The organism is Nostoc paludosum FACHB-159 (assembly GCF_014698835.1).
GTDB lineage: Bacteria > Cyanobacteriota > Cyanobacteriia > Cyanobacteriales > Nostocaceae > Nostoc > Nostoc paludosum.
In genome coordinates this window covers 33,036-53,769 of the sequence record NZ_JACJTU010000007.1, presented here as the reverse complement: position 1 = coordinate 53,769, position 20,734 = coordinate 33,036, and the positions used below count along the sequence as shown (strand labels likewise).

The 20,734-nt window shown below is 43.1% G+C and carries 17 protein-coding genes and 1 pseudogene; 11 read left to right on the top strand and 7 right to left on the bottom strand.

Annotation, left to right across the window (positions count from 1 at the left end):
- Positions 1-2: 2 nt before the first annotated feature.
- Both H6H03_RS09210 and sat read right to left on the bottom strand, forming a co-directional pair.
- The gene (locus H6H03_RS09210; protein WP_190954835.1) at positions 3-392 is read right to left on the bottom strand and encodes a hypothetical protein; all 390 of its coding nucleotides are present in this window, start codon (positions 390-392) and stop codon (positions 3-5) included.
- 4 nt (positions 393-396) lie between these two features.
- A complete protein-coding gene (gene sat, locus H6H03_RS09205) occupies positions 397-1,575 on the bottom strand; it encodes a sulfate adenylyltransferase (protein WP_190954834.1) in 1,179 nt (392 codons plus the stop codon).
- A gap of 230 nt (positions 1,576-1,805) precedes the next feature.
- Between sat and H6H03_RS09200 the strand changes: the two genes are divergently transcribed.
- The 5 genes and pseudogenes from H6H03_RS09200 to H6H03_RS42200 all read left to right on the top strand — a co-directional run bounded on the left by H6H03_RS09200 (position 1,806) and on the right by H6H03_RS42200 (position 6,098).
- Positions 1,806-2,258: a hypothetical protein gene (locus H6H03_RS09200; RefSeq protein ID WP_190954833.1), complete on the top strand. Its 453-nt coding sequence runs from the start codon at positions 1,806-1,808 to the stop codon at positions 2,256-2,258.
- Entirely contained in the window at positions 2,259-5,177 is a 2,919-nt protein-coding gene (locus H6H03_RS09195) for a tetratricopeptide repeat protein (RefSeq protein ID WP_313931824.1), read from the top strand.
- Between the two features lie 159 nt (positions 5,178-5,336).
- Positions 5,337-5,654, top strand: coding sequence for a hypothetical protein (locus tag H6H03_RS09190; RefSeq protein ID WP_190954988.1), 318 nt, complete (start codon positions 5,337-5,339; stop codon positions 5,652-5,654).
- A pseudogene (locus H6H03_RS09185) lies at positions 5,566-5,874 on the top strand (hypothetical protein); the annotation flags it as partial. The gene H6H03_RS09190 and the pseudogene H6H03_RS09185, both read left to right, overlap by 89 nt.
- Before the next feature lie 20 nt (positions 5,875-5,894).
- Positions 5,895-6,098 (top strand): hypothetical protein, encoded by a 204-nt coding sequence (locus tag H6H03_RS42200; protein WP_449289991.1) that lies wholly within the window; start codon positions 5,895-5,897, stop codon positions 6,096-6,098.
- On the opposite strand, the gene H6H03_RS09180 is transcribed toward H6H03_RS42200, so the two are convergent.
- The 5 genes from H6H03_RS09180 to dnaG form a co-directional block, all read right to left on the bottom strand.
- Positions 6,095-7,495, bottom strand: coding sequence for a cytochrome c biogenesis protein (locus tag H6H03_RS09180; RefSeq protein WP_190954830.1), 1,401 nt, complete (start codon positions 7,493-7,495; stop codon positions 6,095-6,097). The genes H6H03_RS42200 and H6H03_RS09180 overlap by 4 nt on opposite strands.
- 64 nt (positions 7,496-7,559) lie before the next feature.
- Positions 7,560-8,300, bottom strand: coding sequence for a cytochrome c biogenesis protein CcdA (locus tag H6H03_RS09175; protein WP_190954829.1), 741 nt, complete (start codon positions 8,298-8,300; stop codon positions 7,560-7,562).
- 238 nt (positions 8,301-8,538) lie between these two features.
- Positions 8,539-9,102, bottom strand: a complete 564-nt coding sequence (locus tag H6H03_RS09170; RefSeq protein ID WP_190954828.1) for a pentapeptide repeat-containing protein — start codon at positions 9,100-9,102, stop codon at positions 8,539-8,541.
- Between the two features lie 404 nt (positions 9,103-9,506).
- The gene (locus tag H6H03_RS09165; protein WP_190954974.1) at positions 9,507-11,240 is read right to left on the bottom strand and encodes a serine/threonine protein kinase; all 1,734 of its coding nucleotides are present in this window, start codon (positions 11,238-11,240) and stop codon (positions 9,507-9,509) included.
- 315 nt (positions 11,241-11,555) lie between these two features.
- The gene (dnaG, locus tag H6H03_RS09160) at positions 11,556-13,511 is read right to left on the bottom strand and encodes a DNA primase (protein ID WP_190954827.1); all 1,956 of its coding nucleotides are present in this window, start codon (positions 13,509-13,511) and stop codon (positions 11,556-11,558) included.
- Between dnaG and H6H03_RS09155 the strand changes: the two genes are divergently transcribed.
- The 6 genes from H6H03_RS09155 (at position 13,510) to H6H03_RS09130 (ending at position 20,725) form a co-directional block, all read left to right on the top strand.
- Complete coding sequence (locus H6H03_RS09155; RefSeq protein ID WP_190954826.1) at positions 13,510-13,695, top strand: hypothetical protein; 186 nt, start codon at positions 13,510-13,512, stop codon at positions 13,693-13,695. The two genes, dnaG and H6H03_RS09155, sit on opposite strands and share 2 nt — an antisense overlap.
- 110 nt (positions 13,696-13,805) lie before the next feature.
- A complete protein-coding gene (gene tftA / locus H6H03_RS09150; RefSeq protein WP_190954825.1) occupies positions 13,806-15,155 on the top strand; it encodes a hormogonium tapered terminus morphoprotein TftA in 1,350 nt (449 codons plus the stop codon).
- Positions 15,156-15,446: 291 nt separating this feature from the next.
- Complete coding sequence (locus tag H6H03_RS09145; protein ID WP_190954824.1) at positions 15,447-16,469, top strand: hypothetical protein; 1,023 nt, start codon at positions 15,447-15,449, stop codon at positions 16,467-16,469.
- Positions 16,454-17,407 (top strand): AAA family ATPase, encoded by a 954-nt coding sequence (locus H6H03_RS09140; RefSeq protein WP_190954823.1) that lies wholly within the window; start codon positions 16,454-16,456, stop codon positions 17,405-17,407. Before H6H03_RS09145 ends, H6H03_RS09140 begins: the two co-directional genes overlap by 16 nt.
- On the top strand, positions 17,400-19,085 hold the full coding sequence (locus H6H03_RS41730) for a VWA domain-containing protein (RefSeq protein ID WP_190954822.1): 1,686 nt from the start codon (positions 17,400-17,402) through the stop codon (positions 19,083-19,085). Before H6H03_RS09140 ends, H6H03_RS41730 begins: the two co-directional genes overlap by 8 nt.
- Positions 19,082-20,725 (top strand): formylglycine-generating enzyme family protein, encoded by a 1,644-nt coding sequence (locus H6H03_RS09130; protein ID WP_190954821.1) that lies wholly within the window; start codon positions 19,082-19,084, stop codon positions 20,723-20,725. The genes H6H03_RS41730 and H6H03_RS09130 overlap by 4 nt, the downstream gene beginning before the upstream one ends.
- The last annotated feature ends 9 nt before the right edge of the window (positions 20,726-20,734 follow it).

Genomic DNA, 20,734 nt, shown 5'->3' with positions numbered 1-20,734 from the left:
AATTAGCCATCAGTTCTCAGCCTACCAGCTAGCAGCTTAAAGGTTTGAGGGCTGTAGTGTAAAGGGGGACTGGGGAGGTAGGGACTGGGGACTGGGGACTGGGGAATGGGGACTGGGAAGATGGGGGAGTGTGGGGAGTGTGGGGGGATAGGGGGGTGTGGGGAGAGAGGGGGGATGGGGGAGTGTGGGGAGAGAGGGGGGAAAGATTTACTTCCCACACCTCCCACACCTCCCACACCTCCCACACCTCCCACACCTCCCACACCTGCCACACCTCCCACACCTGCCACACCTCCCACACCTCCCACACCTCCCACACCTCCCACACCTGCCACACCTCCCACACCTCCCACACCTCCCACACCTCCCCATACCCAATGCCCAATGCCCAATGCCCTAAACCGACACCTCTATCCGCATTGCCCGCGCCAACTCTGCGGCGACTTCAGGGCGGGAAAATTCTGGTGGAGGTAATTCACCGCGTCGCAGCATTTCCCTAACTTTGGTTCCTGAAAGGTGAACGCGTTCTTCTGGTTTGCTGGGACTGGTTTTAGTTGTCGCCATCTGTTTGGTACGGGTGCAGTAGAAGGCGTGTTCAAATTTCATGGGCACGATGCCTAATTCGGCTGGCTCAAATTCATCAAAGATGTATTGAGCATCATAGGTGCCATAATAATTACCAACACCAGCATGGTCGCGGCCAACGATAAAGTGAGTGCAGCCGTAGTTTTTGCGGACTAGGGCATGGAATATGGCTTCGCGAGGGCCAGCATAACGCATGGCGGCGGGATTTATTGCCAAAATTACCCTGTCGTGGGGATAGTAGTGTTCCAGCAAAATTTCATAACAGCGCATCCGCACGTCGGCGGGAATATCATCATCTTTGGTTGCGCCGACTAATGGATGTAAAAATAGCGCATCCACTGTTTCTAAGGCGCACTTTTGGATGTATTCATGGGCGCGGTGGATGGGGTTGCGAGTTTGGAAACCGACAATAGTTTTCCAGCCATTTTCGCGGAACATTTGCCGTGAGGCTGCGGGATCGATTTGGTAAGCGGGAAACTGGGGATGGGGTTCCCGTTGCAATAGCCAGATGTCACCAGCCAGATGTACTGAGCCTTGGTTATAGATTACCTGTACGCCGGGATGATTGGCATCATCAGTGCGGTAGACATTAATTGCCTCGCGGGTTTTGTCGTAGTGGTATTTTTGGGTGAGTTGCAAAACTCCAATAAACTTACCTGCGGGGTTATCGAGGCGAATCAAGCTACCTTCTTGGAGAGGGGAAGCTACTTCTTCGGCTACCGATAGTGTAATTGGTATTGACCACACAACACCGTTAGCTAGTCGCATTTCTGTGACAGTGCGATCGTAGTCCTCTTGGTTCATAAAACCCGTGAGTGGACTAAAAGCACCGATCGCTATCATTTCTAAATCAGAAACGGCGCGATCGTCAAGCTGCACTCGTGGCAAAAAGTCAGCTTTTGAGAGAAATTCCTCTCTTTGTTCTGGTGTGGCGATACGGTTAACTAACTGTCCACCGTGGGGGGCAATGGCATCTGGATGGTGACTCAACGTAATCCCCTCTTGCGATAACTGCTATTGTTTCAGACTATGTACTAACTTACCAAATGGTGGGACAAAAGGGATGGGGGATTGGGCATGGGGAGGTGTGGGAGGTGTGGGAGGATGGTGGGAGATGCAGAGTGTTTATTAAGAAATTTGCGGAAATTTGACAGTTTATACTTTAGTCAGCCGTATAAACAGTTATAAACATGAATTAGCGATCGCGGAATTCTATAGATATGGGTGACCTCATTACCTTAGCAGCAGCACAGGCCATCGCCAAAGTTGCTTTTAACAAGTTTTTTGAGTCTGGTGTGGGCAAGTTAGGCGAGAAGTTTACTGAGGCGGGACTGAAGAAGATTGACGAACTGTATCAGAAGATTCGGCAAAAACTCGGTGGTAATGCTGGGGCTAAGGATGCTTTGGCTGATGTGGAACGAGGCAACGAGGAAGCGTTACAGCGAGTGGCGGTTTATCTTTTGGATGCCATGAAAGCAGATAATAATTTTGCTACTGATGTCCAAAAAATTGCTGAGGAAATCAATTTTCATCGGGTGGAAGATAACAGCAGTCAAAATCAGTACAACTATGGCGGACAGAATTATCAAACCAAAGTGACGGGCGATCGCAATACTAATAACTTTGGTAATGTAACTAATAACAACTACTATGGCAATCCGCCACAGCCTTGACTGGAGTCGTCCGTAGGGCAACGGATAAAGTCAAATGCTTCTAGTCAGGTTATTAACTCACTGCGTCCTGATACTAGTCATTGGCAAGGACGAAGTGAAGAACTTGGGCAATTGCAGCAATGGCTACATACAAACGACGTGCGTTTGATTGGTGTCACGGCTACAGGTGGTTATGGAAAATCGGCGTTGGTTGCGAAATTATGTGATGTAGCGGCTGATTTTCCCCAACAACTTTGGGTAAGTTTTAGTGATGCTTATCCTTTTGCTGTTTGGGGACGCTGGCTGTTGGATGAGTTAAACAAACCAGCACCGGAAAAACCAGAAGATTTATTAATTGCTGTTTGTCATTGTTTGCAAACAGAAAAATATTTGCTGGTTTTGGATAACCTAGAAACTTTGCTGCAAGATGATGGACAATGGCACGATGAAGTTTATGCCCAATTTTGGGCGCGTTGGTTCGGTTCTAGTAGTGAAAGTAAAATTTTGCTAACTAGCCGCGAACAACCAACGCTACCAAACAATACCCTCAACCAAAGTCGTTGGTTACCGCTGGGTGGACTTGATACAGATGCAGGTGTGGCGTTATTGCAAGCTTTGGAAATTCAAGGTTTAAATACAAATTTAGTAGAATTTGTTCATCGTGTAGATGGACATCCTCTGTTGCTGAAGCTGGTGGCGGGTTTGTTGAAAGCTGAAGAGGGAGAAGCAGCCGATATTAATGTTTTGAAGCAGGATATTTTTCAGATATTAGGTTTGCACCGAGATAACCCAGAGGCGAGTATTGCTAAAATCTTAGATGCCAGTCTTAGGCGTCTAGAACCAAAATTAAAAACTTGGTTGCAGAATTTAAGCGTGTATCGTCTACCCTTTGACTGTTGTGCAGCAAAGGATATGTCTAGCGATAACCAAAGCAACGACACAGAACTAGAATTACAACTGCGACAATTAGCAAAACGTTCTCTGTTACAAGAGAAGAAACAGCAAGGGGTGTGGAAGTTTTCTTTTCAACCCTTAATTCAAAGCTATTTACAAAAGTTTTGTTCACCGGCAGCGCATCAATGCGCCATCGCCTACTACGAACAACACCGCAAGCCAGAATTAACCACAGATAAACTCGATGAAGTCGCAGAATATCTCGAAATTTTTCATCATCTGTGCGAACTTGGGCAATATCACCAAGCTTTTGCTAGCGTTTATTATCGTGAAAATAATCACGATGACTGCGACGAGTTTTTGAAGAGAAATTACTATTTCTCAGTGCGTCTAACATTATACGAACGTTTATATCAACAGTGGCAACAGCCAGAAAATTCAGATGAATTACGATTTTACAGTGATTTCCTCAAGGTGTATGGCGATGTTTTGCAGTTTCTCGACCGACGTGATGAAGCTTTACAACGCTACGAAAGCGCATTGCAATTCTACCGCGACATTGGCGATCGCTTGGGGGAAGCTAATACATTAATTGCCATTGGCGATGTTTTGCAGTTTCTCGGCCGCAGTGAACAAGCATTACAACGCTACGAAAGCGCATTGCAATTCTACCGCGACATTGGCGCACGCTTGGGGGAAGCTAATACATTAAAAGCCATTGGCGATGTTTTGCAGTTTCTCGACCGACGTGATGAAGCTTTACAACGCTACGAAAGGGCATTGCAATTATACCGCGACATTGGCGATCGCTTGGGGGAAGCTAATACATTAAAAGCCATTGGCGATGTTTTGCAGTTTCTCAAACGCAGTGAACAAGCTTTACAACGCTACGAAAGCGCATTGCAATTCTACCGCGACATTGGCGCACGCTTGGGGGAAGCTAATACATTAATTGCCATTGGCGATGTTTTGCAGTTTCTCAAACGCAGTGAACAAGCTTTACAACGCTACGAAAGGGCATTGCAATTATACCGCGACATTGGCGATCGCTTGGGGGAAGCTAATACATTACAAGCCATTGGCGATGTTTTGCAGTTTCTCGGCCGCAGTGAACAAGCATTACAACGCTACGAAAGCGCATTGCAATTATACCGCGACATTGGCGATCGCTTGGGGGAAGCTAATACATTAAGAGCCATTGGCGATGTTTTGCAGTTTCTCAAACGCAGTGAACAAGCTTTACAACGCTACGAAAGCGCATTGCAATTATACCGCGACATTGGCGATCGCTTGGGGGAAGCTAATACATTAAGAGCCATTGGCGATGTTTTGCAGTTTCTCAAACGCAGTGAAGAAGCTTTACAACGCTACGAAAGCGCATTGCAATTCTACCGCGACATTGGCGCACGCTTGGGGGAAGCTAATACATTAAAAGCCATTGGCGATGTTTTGCAGTTTCTCAAACGCAGCGAACAAGCTTTACAACGCTACGAAAGCGCATTGCAATTCTACCGCGACATTGGCGCACGCTTGGGGGAAGCTAATACATTAATTGCCATTGGCGATGTTTTGCAGTTTCTCGACCGACGTGATGAAGCATTACAACGCTACGAAAGCGCATTGCAATTCTACCGCGACATTGGCGATCGCTTGGGGGAAGCTAACGTTCTGCAAGAATTCGGTAAGTTACAAGAAAACCCGACAACAGCACTTGACTATCTCCAGCAAGCACAAAACCTCTACATCCAAATTGGTAGTATCTACAATCAAAGCCGTAATCTATTATTTATCGCCGATGTCCAGTTAAAGATGGGAGGCTCAAACGCCGCAATTAATTCCTTAAATCATGCGGCTCAACTCGCCACTACCATTAACTATGCACCAATCCAAGAATACGCCCAAACTCGCATCGCCGAAATCAACTCATCACCTGCACCAACAAACAGAATAAAAGAGAAACTCATCCAATTTATCCAACACCCTTGGGTAAAGTTCGCGCTTTGTTTTTTAGTTGGCTTAATTGCTTTTATACTGCTGCGGCGCTAAGTCTCAAACTACTAACTAATATCTTTGGAAAACTGGATATACCTGCCGACACCTTTTCCATTATTTATATAATACCTTGTCAACTGTTAAGAAGTCAACAGTTTTTTTGCTTGTATTCAAAATTAATCAACAAACGTTATTGCAAAAATTATTAATTTATTGACAAATTATGCTTTTGTCAATGAAACGCATGTGTTTGTCAATGAAACACATGTGTTTATCAATAAAACACATGCTTTTGTTGATGAAACACATGCTTTTGTCAATGAAACACATGCTTTTATTGATGAAACACATGCTTTTGTTGATGAAACGCATAATTTTGTTGATAATACGGTATCATCGCTCCTTGAAAATGCCGCACCCTCAGCAGTAATACCGTTTCTTTGTGAAGCTGCATATATTTACCCCCTGGCTGTCGCCGTCCCCCCTTGCCAAGGGCTACGGTGTACACACAAGTCGAATTACCCCCCTTAATCCCCCCTTGGTAAGGGGGGAAATTAGAGAGTTTTGTTCCCTCCCCTTTACAAGGGGAGGGTTAGGGAGGGGTAAAACCAGGATTTATCAACTACTTCATACTACTCGTTCTGGCGAATCAACAGTATTTGAATCAAATGCAGGTACTAACCCACCACAATTTGCTAAAGGTCAGCAGGTAAAAATTCTATACATTCCTGACAAGCCAAATTCTGCAACGATTGACTCCTGGGTAAGTTTATGGCTTTCAACTCTAATCTTGACGGGCTTAGGATCGATTTTTGCTTTGGTTGGAGGAAGTATATTACTCAAGTCGTTTCCAGCTTTGCGGCAGAAGACGTGATGAATCGGGTTTGTAATGATTATTTTAAAGACGCGATGAATCGGGTTTTTAATGATTATTCTAAAGACGCGATTCATCGCGTCTCTACAAATGACAATTAAACTTGAATTGCTATTCCTTTATCTTCATTCTTGGGCTGCGAACTCAATTGATCTAAAATTTCTAAAACTTCTTGTTCAAAAGCGACTTGGGCGCGATTAGTTTTACCACCAACATACAAGAAATCCCCTTTTTTTAATGCCCAAATTTGCGAGTGAGAAAAGTAACTCATCACCACACCCAACATTAATAAAGCAAATCCTGAATAAACAATCGGTATGCCTGGATCGGCTTTAATTTGTAAACCAGTACTACCTATCACCTCTATTATTTTCAATTTCACGCCATTGACTGGGGCAGACATGCCAGCGCGTATAGTATTAACTAGCTTACCAGTGGCATCATAAATTAATACCATTCCTTGCAAATCTTTGGCTAGCACCGAGACACCCTCACTCAAATCTGGTTTAATAGGAATCCAGGTTCCCCAAATTGCACCTTGACCGTTGGTGTTCAGCTTGACCATTGGTAGCTGGAAAATTGGGCTGTTATTAAACTGGACGCGAACAGCTGCAATTCCCCAATCAGTTTGGTAGAAAGTTACGCCATGATAGCGCAGAGGTTGGTTGACGAAAATCTTTTTGTGGTCAACTTCTTGTCCCTGATTATTTAAAACAGACAAATCTGAATAAAATTGATCGATACCTCCAGTTGGCGTGTAATCAATCCAAAAGCGATTAACGCGCACAGACCAATCTTTTGGCACTTGCTTCGCTGCCAAAGGGCCAGCATCTATAACATTTTTCACCTGAAATGTATCGCCACTAGCAACCATTTCCTGGGCAAGAAATCCAGTCATTGCCCCCCAAATTCCCCCTAACAAAATAGTGACGATGCCAATATGAACAATAATTGGCCCGATACGCCCGACTATTCCCTTACGAGCATATAAAACATTTTCTTTTTCTGGTTCTGAAAAAATTTTATAGCGGCGTTTCTGCAATATTTCGTTTAGAGAATTCAAAGAACCAGTATCTAATTCTGCACTTAAAGCTAGTTTTTTAAATTGCCGTGGTTCCTCGTAATATTTCCAGCGTTGGGCTGCTTTTAGGGCTGGTAACTGACGAGTAAAAGAACAAGCAGTTAAGCTAGTGCCAAATAAAATGAGTAATGCTAAAAACCACCAAGTACGATATACATGGTCTAAGCCAACTACTTGAATTACTTTCCAACTTAAGAAACCAAACAATGCTGGATGTTCTGGATAGTTAGCTTGGTAAAATGCTGGAGACTGGCCTTGCTCGATTACGGTACCTGTAGCGCTAAAGATGGCAATCAATAGTAATAGTGCGATCGCCAGTCGTAAATCTGTCAGTACAGGCAAAAACTCTTGGCGTAAATACTGCCCAGATACAGCCCACCAACTAATTTTTTTGGAAGTCGAATCTTCTAATGTCATTACTCACATGTGTTAATGGGTGTACAATCTTGAGAATTCAGAATTCAGAATTCTGACTCCTGACTTAAAAACTGCCAAGGGGAATTCGAGAAATTAAAGAAAATACACCGAATCCTACTAATAGTGCCCCACTCACTGGGTTAATCCAACCAGACCAACGGCGTAGTTCTAGCAACTTTTTAATTGAAGCAGTAAAAGTCCCTGCTAAAATCAATGGTGCTACATAGCCGGCTGTATAAGAAAGTAATAAAACAGCGCCTAAAATTAAGTCTTCTGTATTGGCAATCCAACCAAGCAAGCTAGCTAAAACAGGCGTGCTGCAAGGAGATGCAACTAACCCGAAAGTCAGTCCCAGCGAATAGGAACGCAACCCTGCTGGCAAATCTTGGGAAATCCAATTAGTTTCGCCCAAGGATGGAAATTGCAGAGGTAGTGCTTCCAATAAGTTCAGCCCCATGAGAATGGCGATGATGCTGACAATGATTGGTAAACCGACTCCTACTTGACCGTAGACTTTTCCCACCAAACCTGCTACGATACCTAATCCTGCAAGAGTAGTTGCTAATCCCAGAGCAAACCAAGTTGATTGGGCAACGCCTTGGAGACGGCTTTTGGCTTCATAACCGCCGATATAGCCAATGGTAATTGGCAGCATAGAAAGCGTACAAGGCGTTAGGCTGGTGAGCAAGCCAGCTGCAAAGATGACACCAACACTCACCACGCTAATGTGCGTCAATTGATGAGAAACAAGGGCGTTGGCAAATTGTTCTAGTTCGTAAAGTCGCGTTTCCAAAGTCTCAAGCATGGAGTATTCCTAAGCGTGAAATGCTTACTCTGCTTGAATTTTAGCTTAACTTTAGCTATTGCGTCGCCAATGAAGGGCTACGGTACTACATATTGAGATAGGATATTGTTCAAAAAGCGATCGCCCCATCCACTATTAAGACACAGTTACCAAATCAAAGATTATATCCCCCACCCCAAGATTTTTTGCTATTCAAACAGATGTAGAGACGTTGCAATGCAACGTCTCTAATTGTCCCTTATTTTCCGTAGCAGGTTGTACCTGGAGTATCTTCGGGTCTGAACTCGTTACATTCTCTGTTATTTGGACGCTCTAACGACCAACCGTATGGTTTGTCGGAGGTAACGACGCCATCATTCAAAATTGTTAGTCTGTAATTTGCCGCCCGAAAATTAGTAAACAGCAATTTGGCATCCTTTAAGTTTGCTGCTTCTAAATTAGCGCTCATGAAACCTGCATAGGACAAATCCGCTTTTTCTAGGGATGCTGATTTCAAGTTTGCACCGGTTAAAGAAGCACCAGTGAGATTCGCCGAATTGAGAATTGCACCCTCTAAATTCGCACCTGTGAGATCGGCATTGGTGAGATTAACTTGAGATAACGTTGCACCACTCAAGTTAGCCCCCCGCAAATTGGCTCTACTTAGATTCAGTTGAGTTAGGTCAGCACCACTCAAATCACACCTGGGACAAGTATTTGTCGCCTTCAACTGCTCTAAGTCTTGCACGTTTGATGCAAATGTCTGCCCTGCAAAGCCGAAACTAGCTAACAAGCAGACGGTGGCGACAATCTTAAGTTTCATATTTGTTACAGATATTTACAAGGATGACAACTAATGTACACTCGGTACTGTCATAATTACATATAGAATCTGCCAAGTGAATAACAGGCATGAAGCATTGATTAAGAAGCGATGAATATACGATAAATTGTTGCGTTAGGACTACTCAAAGTGGAATCTAGGCTATACAATCGAGTCGTAAGGAACTATACCGAACCATTTATAGACTACCACATATGTGATCCCCCTAGCTCGATGAAAAAAAACGACTAGGGGGATCTTGTTTTTGGCAGGGGGGCAGGAGGCAGGAGGCAGAGGGGCAGAGGAGTAGAGGTGTGAATAATTAATCAGTTATCAGTCAACACCCCAATACCCAATACCCAATGCCCAATGCCCAATGCCCAATGCCCAATGCCCAATGCCATTTACCTCCAGCCCAAAAAACGCAACCCAGGGACAATTAGGTAAAAGCTCACTCCTAACCAAAAGCTGAGAAATAAGCCTACAGAACCAAACAAAATCAGAGGCTTGTATAACTCTGCCCAGCCTGGTTGAGTGGAAAATTCCAACATCGGAGGTGCTAAGTTCAAAAGAATCAAAGTTGCATAGCCGATCGCACTGCCAAAGGCAGCGAACACTGCATACACTATATGATGGCTGCGAAGTCCTAAACTTAAGGTGAGTAGGCAAACTCCCAGCAAAATCATTGCCACTAAGCCCTCGCCGCTGTTTCTTGGCGTGATGAATTGCAAAATCAACCACCCGAAGCCATAACTAACGATCCCCATCAATGAGGCTACTAAAAATCGCCGTCTTTGACCAAAACACCCGGATACTGTTAGCCCCCATGCGGTTCCCCAACCGGCAGCAAGAAAGACTAAAATATCTGCCCCGAAGCTGGGTTGGGTGTTGGGAACTAATTGGTTAACCTGAAGCAAAAGAAATTCGACAATGCGAGGCCCCAAGCTGGTGCGATAGGCCAAAATAAAACCAGCGATCGCACCAAAACAAGCACCAAAACTAGTCAGCATCATCGCCCAAATCGTTGCCAAACAAGCTCGTACAATTTTCAGAATTGTCTGAATAATAAAAATAATGGTTTGATTTACACCTTGGCCAAATTGACCTAAAGCTTGTTCGACAGCTTGTGTTAGCTGTGTCAAGTTCTGGGAGGCTTGGGTTGAGGTTTGCTTGAGGCGATCGCGCAGTTGGGAAAATAACCCTGGCGACGGTAATGGTTGAGAAATCTTGGCTAGGCGTTTCTCAATCATCACTGCATTTACCGGACGCGATCGCACATCTTCCTGTACCATCTCATCCAGCAAGTCTGCTAACTCCGGGTTGACATTAACTTGGGTTCGCCAGCGCAACTCGCCAGTTTGCTGGTCTTCTAAATCTGGCGGATACTTGCCCGTTAGTAGTTCAATCATTGTTCGACCAAGGGCATAAAAATCGGCACCAGGCCCTACAATGCCTCCAGTCACCTGTTCTGGTGGACTGTAGCCAGAAGAAAATAATCGGGTGGAACTAGACCGGGAACCCACTTTTGAAGGGCTAACTTGTTTTGCTCCGCCAAAATCAATTAATACCAGGCGATCGCTTTTTGGTTCCCCTGCAAAGGTATCCAGCATCAAATTAGAAGGTTTAATATCTCGGTGAATAATTTGACGTTTGTGTAATTCTTTTAAAATCTCTACAGCTTGGGCGAACCAGTTTAAAACCAAATTCTCTGGACACCCTTGTGGATATTTTTGTAATATCTCCTCTAAAGTCTGCCCATTGATTTTTTCCATTACCAAACAAGGCAGCTGGTGAGGTTTGGGGTTGAACAAATTTACCTGAAAATACCCGTCAGCTTCAACTCTGGGCACCCCAGGATGGTGTAATCTCGATAAAACCTCCGCCTCTTGGGTAAATAATTCCAGTGCTTTTGGTGAATCTTCTACCAACACTTTCAGCACTTTCTCGGTTTGAGTTTTTTCATCCCAAACCGTATATATTTGAGCAAATCCCCCGGAACCCAAACGCTGAATTGGAACATAGCGGTCTAACAACTGTAGCGGTGCGCCACAACTGTTGCAAAATTTGTTTCCCCAAGGTTGAGGATAAGGACGTTGACAATCAGGATTTATGCAGTGAACCTTAGAAAAACTGTACATCAACGCTTTTGGGCATAATAAATGCAAAGATTCTCGTTTAATGCTCAAATACCCTACTTTTAGCATTGTAAGTATAAATTATTGATATATTTTTATACTCAATAACCACACTCAACCAATGCTCACCCTCTGAGGGAAGGCAGAATAAAAGCTTATATCTATCTTAAATGCTAGAAGTTGTCCATGCTCATCAATAGCTACCATGACTCAACCTCTCCTGAGATTTAGCGGGTAGTGCGTTACACTATCTACCGTCATATCATTGAGCTAGAGCAATACGGATTAGTAATGAATTTGACTTATTAGTAAACATCGCTACAACAATTCTGTGATGGAAAATAGCCGTTGTCTGTCTATTTTTTGAAGTTTGAGTTTTTCGGCATAAAAAGCCTGATAATAGGATTGATACTTTTCTGGTTCGGTTTCGGGATCGGTTTGCTGCCAGAGTTCGAGAAAGTGGCGATAGCGTTTTTCCAGCATTACCAAATCCATGCAAGCGATCGCCGCTTGAACCACCTGCGGAGTCCGAAGTATTTCTTTCTTCGTTTTCTCGTTCAAATGAAATAGATGCGATACTAATCCCAGGTCTTCTGATAATTCTAAATATTTGTTTTGCAGAGTTGAAATTAACCCTTCGACTTCTCTACGAGACGCTACGCGAACGCTCAGGGTAAAATCTTCCTGTTCCACCGTTGTTTCTAAAATCTGCCGCCACAATAATCGATGGTGGGAAAGGCTAAATTGCAAATCCCGTTCTTCTAGTTCGTCAATAATTACTTGACGCTGTTCGGGACAATGCAAGTAAATTCGCAGTAATAATGCTTCTGCATGTTCTAAAAGGCTGCGTTCTGTAGGGAGTGGGGATTTTTCACTACCTCCCCATGCTTTTTTCGCTGATACTGGTTTGGAATATGTAGGCGCAGGGGGAGAAATTTGAGTTAGTAAATTTTCGACTCGTAGTGGTATAAGTCTGGTATCGCCTAAACTGAGGATTTCTGCACAATAAGAAACATAATAATTCCGCGTATCGCTGTTCGCGATATTTTTGAGTAATTTAACTATTTGCTGAGTTACTTGTTGAAAGTCGGTAGCTTGTTTTAAGTCACGGTTTTGAATAATTTGTTGAATTTGCCAGTCTAGCCAAAGGGGCGCATTTGCTAACAGTTGTGCATAATTTTCTGGTGTTTGCTCGCGCAAGTATTCATCAGCATCTTTGCCATTAGGTAAATTGAGAATTTTTAGCTGAACTTCTCCTTTATATGCTAGTTCGGCAATTTCGCCGATCGCTCTTTCAGCTGCATTGGTTCCGGCTTTATCAGCGTCAAAGTTGAGTACTAGTTGTTTCGATTCGCTGTAACGTAATACTAGCCGCACTTGCTCTAAGCTTAAGGCTGTACCCAGGGAGGCGACGGCGTTATTAATTCCAGCAGCGTGGAGGGCGATCGCATCAAAATAACCCTCCACTACCACCGCTTGATCGAGTTGGGAAATTCCGGTTTTGGCGCGATCGAGGGCAAATAATGTTTTACCTTTACTAAAAAGTTCGGTTTCTGGTGAATTTAAATATTTTGGTTGTTCGTCAGTCAGGGTTCTACCACCGAAAGCGATGACGCGTCCTTGGACATCGCGGATGGGAATCATTAAGCGATCGCGGAACACATCATAATAACCGCCGCCTTCTTTGCGTGGTTTAATCAATCCGGCTTTTTCCACCAGTTGTGCTGGATAACGTTTGTCTTCCACTAAATAGCGATACAGAGTTTCCCAACCTGCCGGCGCATAACCTAAACCAAACTCCTGTATGGTTTCTTCTTGAAGTCTGCGGTTAGATTGCAAATATTCAATTGCCTTTTGCCCTTGGGATTGTCTGAGGGCATGTTGATAAAACTGTGCACAAGAAGCCAGAACTTCATATAATTGTTCGCGCAAAGACAGCTGACGCTGTAATTCTTGGCGTTGTTCGGGTTCTAAGGTTTGTACGGGTATTTGGTAACGCCGTGCTAAATCCAGTACTACCTCAGCAAAAGAACGCTTTCCCAAGTCCATGACAAACTTAATGGCATTTCCCCCAGCTTGACAGCCGAAGCAATAATACATTTGCTTAGTTTGGCTGACGGTGAAGCTGGGAGATTTTTCATCATGAAACGGGCACAACCCGACAAAATCTTTCCCTCGTTTACGTAAAACTACGTACTCCGAGACGACATCGACAATATCAGCTCGTAGTTTAACTTCTTCAATTGTGTCTGGGTGTAAGCGGGGGATTTGCATGGTACTGGGGATTGGGGACTGGGGATTGGGGATTGGGGATTGGGTATTGGGGACTGGGGATTGGGTATTGGGTATTGGGGATTGGATATTGGTTATTCGGCTTGTCTCTCCATCCCCTATCCCCCTAGTCCCCAGTCCCCAGTCCCCAGTCCCCAATCCCTCGCCATCAACTTTGGAGAAATAACAAAGGACAAATGACTTTCGACTTCTGATAGCTATTATATTGTTGTTGCAAAGCCACCAATTATGTCTAAAATTGCTGACGCTTAATTTTAACAGAGGAAATACTGAAAGATGGGACGTATTTTTATCTCGGCGGCTCACGGAGGCAAAGAAGCGGGAGGAATCGATCCGGGTGCGATCGCTGGTGGTACAACTGAAGCTAAAGAAATGATTCTGCTGCGGGATTTGATTGTTACGGAACTGCGGGCGCGGAATTTTGAAATTTTAGCAGTTCCTGATGATTTGAGTGCTGCTCAAACTATCAGCTGGATCAATTCCCGTGGACGCCGGGGTGATGTGGCGCTAGAAATTCAATCTGATGCAGCTGGCAGTCCTGCTGTGCGTGGGGCTAGTGTGTTCTACATTGCCAACAATACTGAGCGTAAAGCCAATGCTGAACAGTTGCTAGTGGCCTTGTTGCGCCGCGTACCCCAATTACCAAATCGCGGAGTCAAGCCAGATACAAATAGTGGATTGGGTAGTTTGGCATTTTGTCGCCAGACAAGGCTTCCAGCTTTGTTAATGCAAGTGGGATTTCTCAGCAGTCCAGAGGATCGGGCTTTGCTGCAAACTCGTCGCCGCGATTTTGCTTTGGGAATTGCTGACGGATTGGCATCTTGGAGTCGTCTAATCGATCCTACCGGAACTCCTACAGAACCGACTTACCCACCAATTAATATTAATATTAACGGGCAAAATTATTCAGAACAAGGAATTTTAGTTAATGGTAATGCTTACATTCCCATTGATTTAGTAGACCGTCTGCGAATAGATTTATCAAAAGCACCGAATGTCAATCGAATTACTTATCGGAAAATAGTTTATGTCAAAGCGATCGAACTGCGGGATTTTAATGTTGCAGTCGGCTGGGATGCTGGAACTCGTACTGTCAGCTTGCGCTCGAATTTCATAGTTTGTCCTGGTCAATTAGAGCGGGTAATGTCAAACGGTAATACTTCAGAAGTCCAGTTACAATTATTCCTCAGAAATAATAATGAAAATGCTTTGGTAAAGTTTCCTGATATCTCAAAACTTTATCGAGAAGAAGCAGGTATAGAAGGGGTAAATTATGATATTGCCTTTTGTCAAATGTGTGTAGAAACGGGATTTTTAAGGTTTGGTGGTGATATTAAACCCGAACAAAATAACTTTGCTGGTTTAGGTACTATCGGCGGCGGTTCCGAGGCTGCATCTTTTCCCAGTGCCAGAATTGGAGTCAGGGCACACGTCCAACATCTAAAAGCTTACGCTAGTTTAGAGCCTTTGGTACAGGAAGTAGTAGATCCCAGGTTTCGCTTTGTGACGCGAGGAATTGCACCATTAATTGACCAACTATCAGGGCGCTGGTCAGCAGATTTAGATTATGGAACAAGAATTACAGCAATGCTCAAAAGATTGTATGAGTCAGCAGGACTTCTTTAAGTTTTGAGTAAATAGTAGGCAAAAGGCAACAGGCAATAGGTTTGTGAAAATCTGTTTGTGTCTTGGTTTTACAGTCGCCTTATGTCCTAAACTATGCTTCAATGGCTATATAGCAATCCTAAATCATTCGTGAAAAAATCTGTTGCCTATTGTCTATTGACTGCCTCCACGACTAATTTCACAACTCAAATAGGATTATTCAACTCTTGTTGTCAGTTTTTTTAGGCAAGAATAGATGCTAAAATGACTGCGATATTAATAGATATTTAAAATATAAATTAAGGAGAATATATGCCTTCGCTTAAGCGTTTAAAGGCAAGATATCAAGACCTAGAAGAGGAATGGGAAGAAGTTAGCAAAAAGTTAAGATTTTTCAAGAAAGAAATAATCATCAAAACCGATGCGGAAGCGAAATATGAGTTAGAACAGCGAATTGAGGAATATGAAGCAAAACAAAAAGAAATCGAAGAAGAACTAGATGAATTAGAAGAACAGATTAATCAACCCGAACAATCGCAAAAGGCTGACTTAGAAAAAAGCCAAAGTTTGGATTTATATAAACCACTATTGAAGCTAGGCTACTGGGAACAGCATAACCTCTTTGAAGAGATTGCTGGAAAATACTCTTATGGGATGTTTTTAATTCAGGGCTGTTGTAAGAACTACGGTCAAAAATGGTTGCTGAAGCGACTGGCTTTGATTTTTCCAAAAATTTTGGAAGATAAAAAAATTATTATTGACTTAAATCGAACTTCAGCCAGAACCGATATCTTAGCCATTTGGAACGAATTTGCAGGTCGGGTTCATTTACCTGAGAATAGCTTGTATTCTCAAATTGCAGAAAAAATTTGTGAACTATGGAAATCACAGAATGTTTTAATTGTCTTTGATAATGTAGATCAAACGATTAAAGAAAATTTATGCGATTTACTTAGGGATTTTTGGGAATCACTTGCTCAACAAATATCAGAAAACGACATTCAGCAAAATAGTTACAAACTAATCGTATTTCTCATAGATCGCCAAGGTGTAGTATCTGGATGGAATGTCGGTTTTGTCGAGCAATATGATTCAGCTTGGCAACCAAAATATCCTTTTGGTTTACCTGCAATCAATCCATTTTTAGAGAAGGATATGAGGGATTGGTTAAATTATCAAAGTGAGTTTTTACCTAAAACTATCTCTACTAATAAGACAGAAACCATTAAGGCTATTTTAGAAAAACAAGGAATTCCAATACCAACTTTACAAAAAATTTGCGATCTTTGTGGTTGTAATTGGTATGACCAGGAGGAGAAATGGTTACGCCTCTAGATTCTCATCGCCTGGAATATACTGGCACTAAGCAACCGCAGCCAGGGGATACTTACAAAGGTAAGGTCATCTATCCTTACCTACCCAGTCCAAAATTAGTGGATGCGATAAATCTGGCAATTTATTTAGGTCGTCCATTATTACTCAAAGGAGAACCTGGCTGTGGCAAAACTCAATTGGCTCTTGCAGTTGCTTATGAGTTAGGGCTAGATTTTGAAGCTTGGTATATAAAATCGACTAGCCGAGCCAAAGATGGTTTGTATATCTATGATACGGTTGGACGGCTACGCGATGCTCAATTAGCAGCGTCTGGTTCTTTGACTAGAGAAGAAAAGCAACGTTTTGACGATCCAACGTCTTATATTCGTTTGGGAGCATTAGGTCGAGCTTTTGTCAATCCCAAGCAGACGGTAGTTTTAATTGATGAGATTGACAAAGCCGATATCGATTTTCCCAATGATTTATTGCTAGAACTCGACGAGCAACTAATTCAGATTGAAGAGGTGCGAGAAAATGGCAAAGAAAAGGAAATTAAGGCAATCAATTCACCGATTGTTTTTATCACTAGTAACGATGAGAAAGATTTACCTGACGCCTTTTTGCGTCGGTGTTTATTCTATTATGTCGATTTTCCCAGCTATGAACAAATTGTGCAAATTGTCAAATATCGTTTTCCGGGAATTGCAAATGAATTGACAGACAAAGCCGTTTCCCGCTTTCTAAAATTACGGGAAATTATGGAGGGTGAAACAGGGAAATTCAGTAAGAATGTGAGTACGAGCGAATTGCTTGATTGGATTAAAGCACTGAAGCGAGATCCATTACAAAATGTATTAGAGAAGTTGTCCCAGGAAGGTCAATTGCCTTATTTAGAAGTGTTACTTAAAACTTGGGATGCACATCTGAATTATTTGAGGTTAACTAGGGAACGTGAATGACCCAGCATTATTAGAATTATTCACCTGTTTACAAAAAGCAGGTTTTCCTTTAGGGTTAGCAGAATATCATCTGCTCCTTGAAGCTATTAATGCAGGTTTTGGTACTCGCGATCGCACTTCCCTAGCCCAACTATGTTCTGCTCTTTGGGTCAAATCCCAGCGAGAAGAACAAATTTTTCAAGATTATTTCAATCAAATTATTCCAGAGCGATTGGAAGAAGAATTTTTTCCCAAAGAAACCAACTCAACATACATTGAATTAAGAGCTAATCAAAACAAACAACCAACTCGCAAAAAATATAATATTATAGATGGAATCATACTGTTTTTAAAATTAGGATTTGTGGGCTGTGTTGTGGCGATCGCCAGCATATTCTTCCTCAAAAAACCTACTTCTCCAAATGAAAATCATTCAATTTATGGCACTTTAGTCTTTGATAAAGCTTCTTTTTTTGTTGCTCAATTCACTGCTAACGAAGCTGACAAAACAGCGAAGATCAAAATTATTCGTACTAAGGGTAATTATGGAGCAGTTAGCGCAATCCTGAATGTATCAGAGAATATATCAGAAGCCAGCCGTGTCGATACTACTCCCCAAGTCATTCAATTTGCACATGGTGAAAAAGTAAAAACAATTCAAATTCCCATTAATAATAATAATAAGGCTGAATTAGACTTCCCTATTACTTTAAGCTTGAGCGACCCCCAAGGTGGAGTCAAACTTGATGAAAATAGCGTGGCAAGCTTAACTATCCAAGATGACGATGGAGGGATATTCGCGGGACTGAAGCCCTTTTTTGATAATTTGGAACTGCTATGGTTTACAGCTACTTGCATAATATTTATGCTTCTTTTTTGGAAGCTGTGGAAAATTCGGCAGACATTTACTATAGATGAGGCGCTGATTCCGGAAACTTACACTAATTTATCTAAAACCATGCTGTCTGCGGAAGTCATTCGCACAATGGCTGACGAGATTCAAGTGGCTAAAGCAATCAGGCAATCAGACAACCAACTTAGGGAATTTCCCCTCATCGTTAATGATTTGCCCGTCACCCATCGTCAAATGAAGCAAGGATGGCGTTATCTGCGACGATTTAGCCGTGAAGGCCCACCCAGCGAATTAGATTTGGCAGCAACTATTCAACAAGTTGCCCAGTACGGAATTCTACTTAATCCTGTGTTAGTTCCGCGACGTACTAACCGGATAGAACTTCTGCTATTAATTGACACAGATGGTTCGATGGTTCCGTTTCATCACCTTTGTGAAGAGTTGGTAGATACAGCGTTGCGTGGCGGGCGTTTCAGCCAAGTTCGGGTTTACTATTTTCACAACTGTCCGGATGAATATCTCTACCGCGATCGCTATCATTTAGAGGCAGAACCAATTGATGATTGTTTATCGAACTTGCCCAAAGCCAGAACAGTCTGCTTAATTTTCAGCGATGCTGGAGCAGCGCGGGGTGGATTGAATTCTCGGCGACGGCGGTTGACAAAATTCTTTTTAAAAGAGTTAGGGCAGTATGTACGTTATACTACCTGGCTCAATCCAGTGCCTCGCGCTCGCTGGGAAACCACAACCGCCCATGATATCGCGGCTTTGGTTGCTATGTTTGAACTAAATCGTCAGGAATTTTACAGGGCGATCGATATCTTACGAGGACGGACGCTAAGATGACGAACTCTAGTAATTTGCTGCCTGAAACACGCTCTGAGGAAATTGAACAGGCGATCGCATCATTCCAAAGACGATTTACCGAAGCCCATGTATATTTAGCCTATCATGCCGCCTTGCCCATCGCTCTCACGCCCCATTTGACCTACTGTCTGTGGGCAAATTTTCAGATGGATATCGCCAACCAAGACTTAAATGTGCCTTGGATTGCAGTAGCTGACTTACTTTTATCTCCGCTTTGCCAAGAGGTAGGGTATGAGCTTTACGAGATGAACGCAGATTTACGCAATTATCTTTTAGAGCAAATGATTAATCATCCGAGCTTTGGTCACAAGCGTGTTGAGGAATTAGCCCACTTTTTATTGTCTTACGTAGAGCGCGAATTGAATGATTCTAAATTATCTACCCAAACTCTCGCCCAGGCTCAACGTTGGACAGCACTTGCCTATGTTTACCCGGAAGCTGTCGCCCATGATTTAGCTAACAAACTTGCCGAATTAACCCTCAGGGAAAAAACAGAATGGCTGCGAATGACATCGTTAACAGAAGCGATCGCCACTCCTTTGCGTCAAGCTCATTTTGAATCTCTGCTAGCATATCTTCAGGGGATGCGCGAACTTGCTCGTGGCAATCATGCTCAAGCAGAATCAACCCTCAAATCTTTGCCAACCCACAATAATCAAATCGTCGTTGCAGGAGTCACTTTACCCATTCCTGAGTTACAAGATTCTGATTGGCAAATCAACCCCATCGCCTCCAGAACCACTTCACTGAGATCGTTTCAATTTGAAACAGCAAAACTGATTCCTCAACCCCGATTTATGCGGTTGGGTTCAAGGTGGGTAATTGAGCGACACCAACAACAAGGAATCCTGTTTGATGAGCGACTAGAGCGACAAATTAATCTAGAAATGGTGCGGATACCAGATGGTAGCTACTGGATGGGAACTGCAAATGATGAGGGAGACTATCGCCAACGCCCTCAACATCGAGTCACTATTGCATCTTTCTTTTTAAGCCGTTTTCCTGTAACACAAGCCCAGTGGCGGGCAATTAGCAAGACTACCAAAGTTCGGATTGAATTGAATTCTGACCCCTCGTATTTTCAAGGTGATAATTTACCTGTGGAGCATATTACCTGGTTTGAGGCGATCGAGTTTTGTGAACGTTTGCAATTACAAACTGGAAAACCCTATCGTTTACCCAGCGAAGCCGAGTGGGAATATGCTTGTCGAGCAGGGACAGAAACCCCATTTTATTTTGGCGAAACCATTTCTCCTCAACTTGCTAGTTATGACGCCAGCAAACGATATGGTTCTGGCCCCAAAGGGCGAGAGAGCAAACAAACTACTGAAGTAGGTTCGCATAACGCAGCAAATAATTTCGGGCTAGATGAAATGCATGGTAACGTGTGGGAATGGTGTGCCGATCACTGGTACGAAGACTACATCAATGCACCAGAAGATGGAAGTGTCCGAATTACTAATAACCGGGCTGCACCTAGAGTTATCCGGGGTGGTTCTTGGATTAATGAACCGAATATATGTCGTTGTGCTTATCGTAACGGTGTTCCTCCTAGCAACAAAGTACTGACAATTGGCTTCCGAGTGGCAGTATCTTTGCACAAATCCAATCTCAAATAAGCTTTTGAC

What these genes read in the sequence shown, in the direction of transcription:
- H6H03_RS09200 (WP_190954833.1), top strand. Translation starts at nt 1,806, where the DNA reads ATGGGTGACCTCATTACCTTAGCAGCAGCACAGGCCATCGCCAAAGTT.
- H6H03_RS42200 (WP_449289991.1), top strand. Translation starts at nt 5,895, where the DNA reads ATGGCTTTCAACTCTAATCTTGACGGGCTTAGGATCGATTTTTGCTTT.
- H6H03_RS09180 (WP_190954830.1), bottom strand. Translation starts at nt 7,495, where the DNA reads ATGACATTAGAAGATTCGACTTCCAAAAAAATTAGTTGGTGGGCTGTA.
- H6H03_RS09175 (WP_190954829.1), bottom strand. Translation starts at nt 8,300, where the DNA reads ATGCTTGAGACTTTGGAAACGCGACTTTACGAACTAGAACAATTTGCC.
- H6H03_RS09170 (WP_190954828.1), bottom strand. Translation starts at nt 9,102, where the DNA reads ATGAAACTTAAGATTGTCGCCACCGTCTGCTTGTTAGCTAGTTTCGGC.
- H6H03_RS09165 (WP_190954974.1), bottom strand. Translation starts at nt 11,240, where the DNA reads ATGTACAGTTTTTCTAAGGTTCACTGCATAAATCCTGATTGTCAACGT.
- H6H03_RS09155 (WP_190954826.1), top strand. Translation starts at nt 13,510, where the DNA reads ATGGTACTGGGGATTGGGGACTGGGGATTGGGGATTGGGGATTGGGTA.
- dnaG (WP_190954827.1), bottom strand. Translation starts at nt 13,511, where the DNA reads ATGCAAATCCCCCGCTTACACCCAGACACAATTGAAGAAGTTAAACTA.
- tftA (WP_190954825.1), top strand. Translation starts at nt 13,806, where the DNA reads ATGGGACGTATTTTTATCTCGGCGGCTCACGGAGGCAAAGAAGCGGGA.
- H6H03_RS09145 (WP_190954824.1), top strand. Translation starts at nt 15,447, where the DNA reads ATGCCTTCGCTTAAGCGTTTAAAGGCAAGATATCAAGACCTAGAAGAG.
- H6H03_RS09140 (WP_190954823.1), top strand. Translation starts at nt 16,454, where the DNA reads ATGGTTACGCCTCTAGATTCTCATCGCCTGGAATATACTGGCACTAAG.
- H6H03_RS09130 (WP_190954821.1), top strand. Translation starts at nt 19,082, where the DNA reads ATGACGAACTCTAGTAATTTGCTGCCTGAAACACGCTCTGAGGAAATT.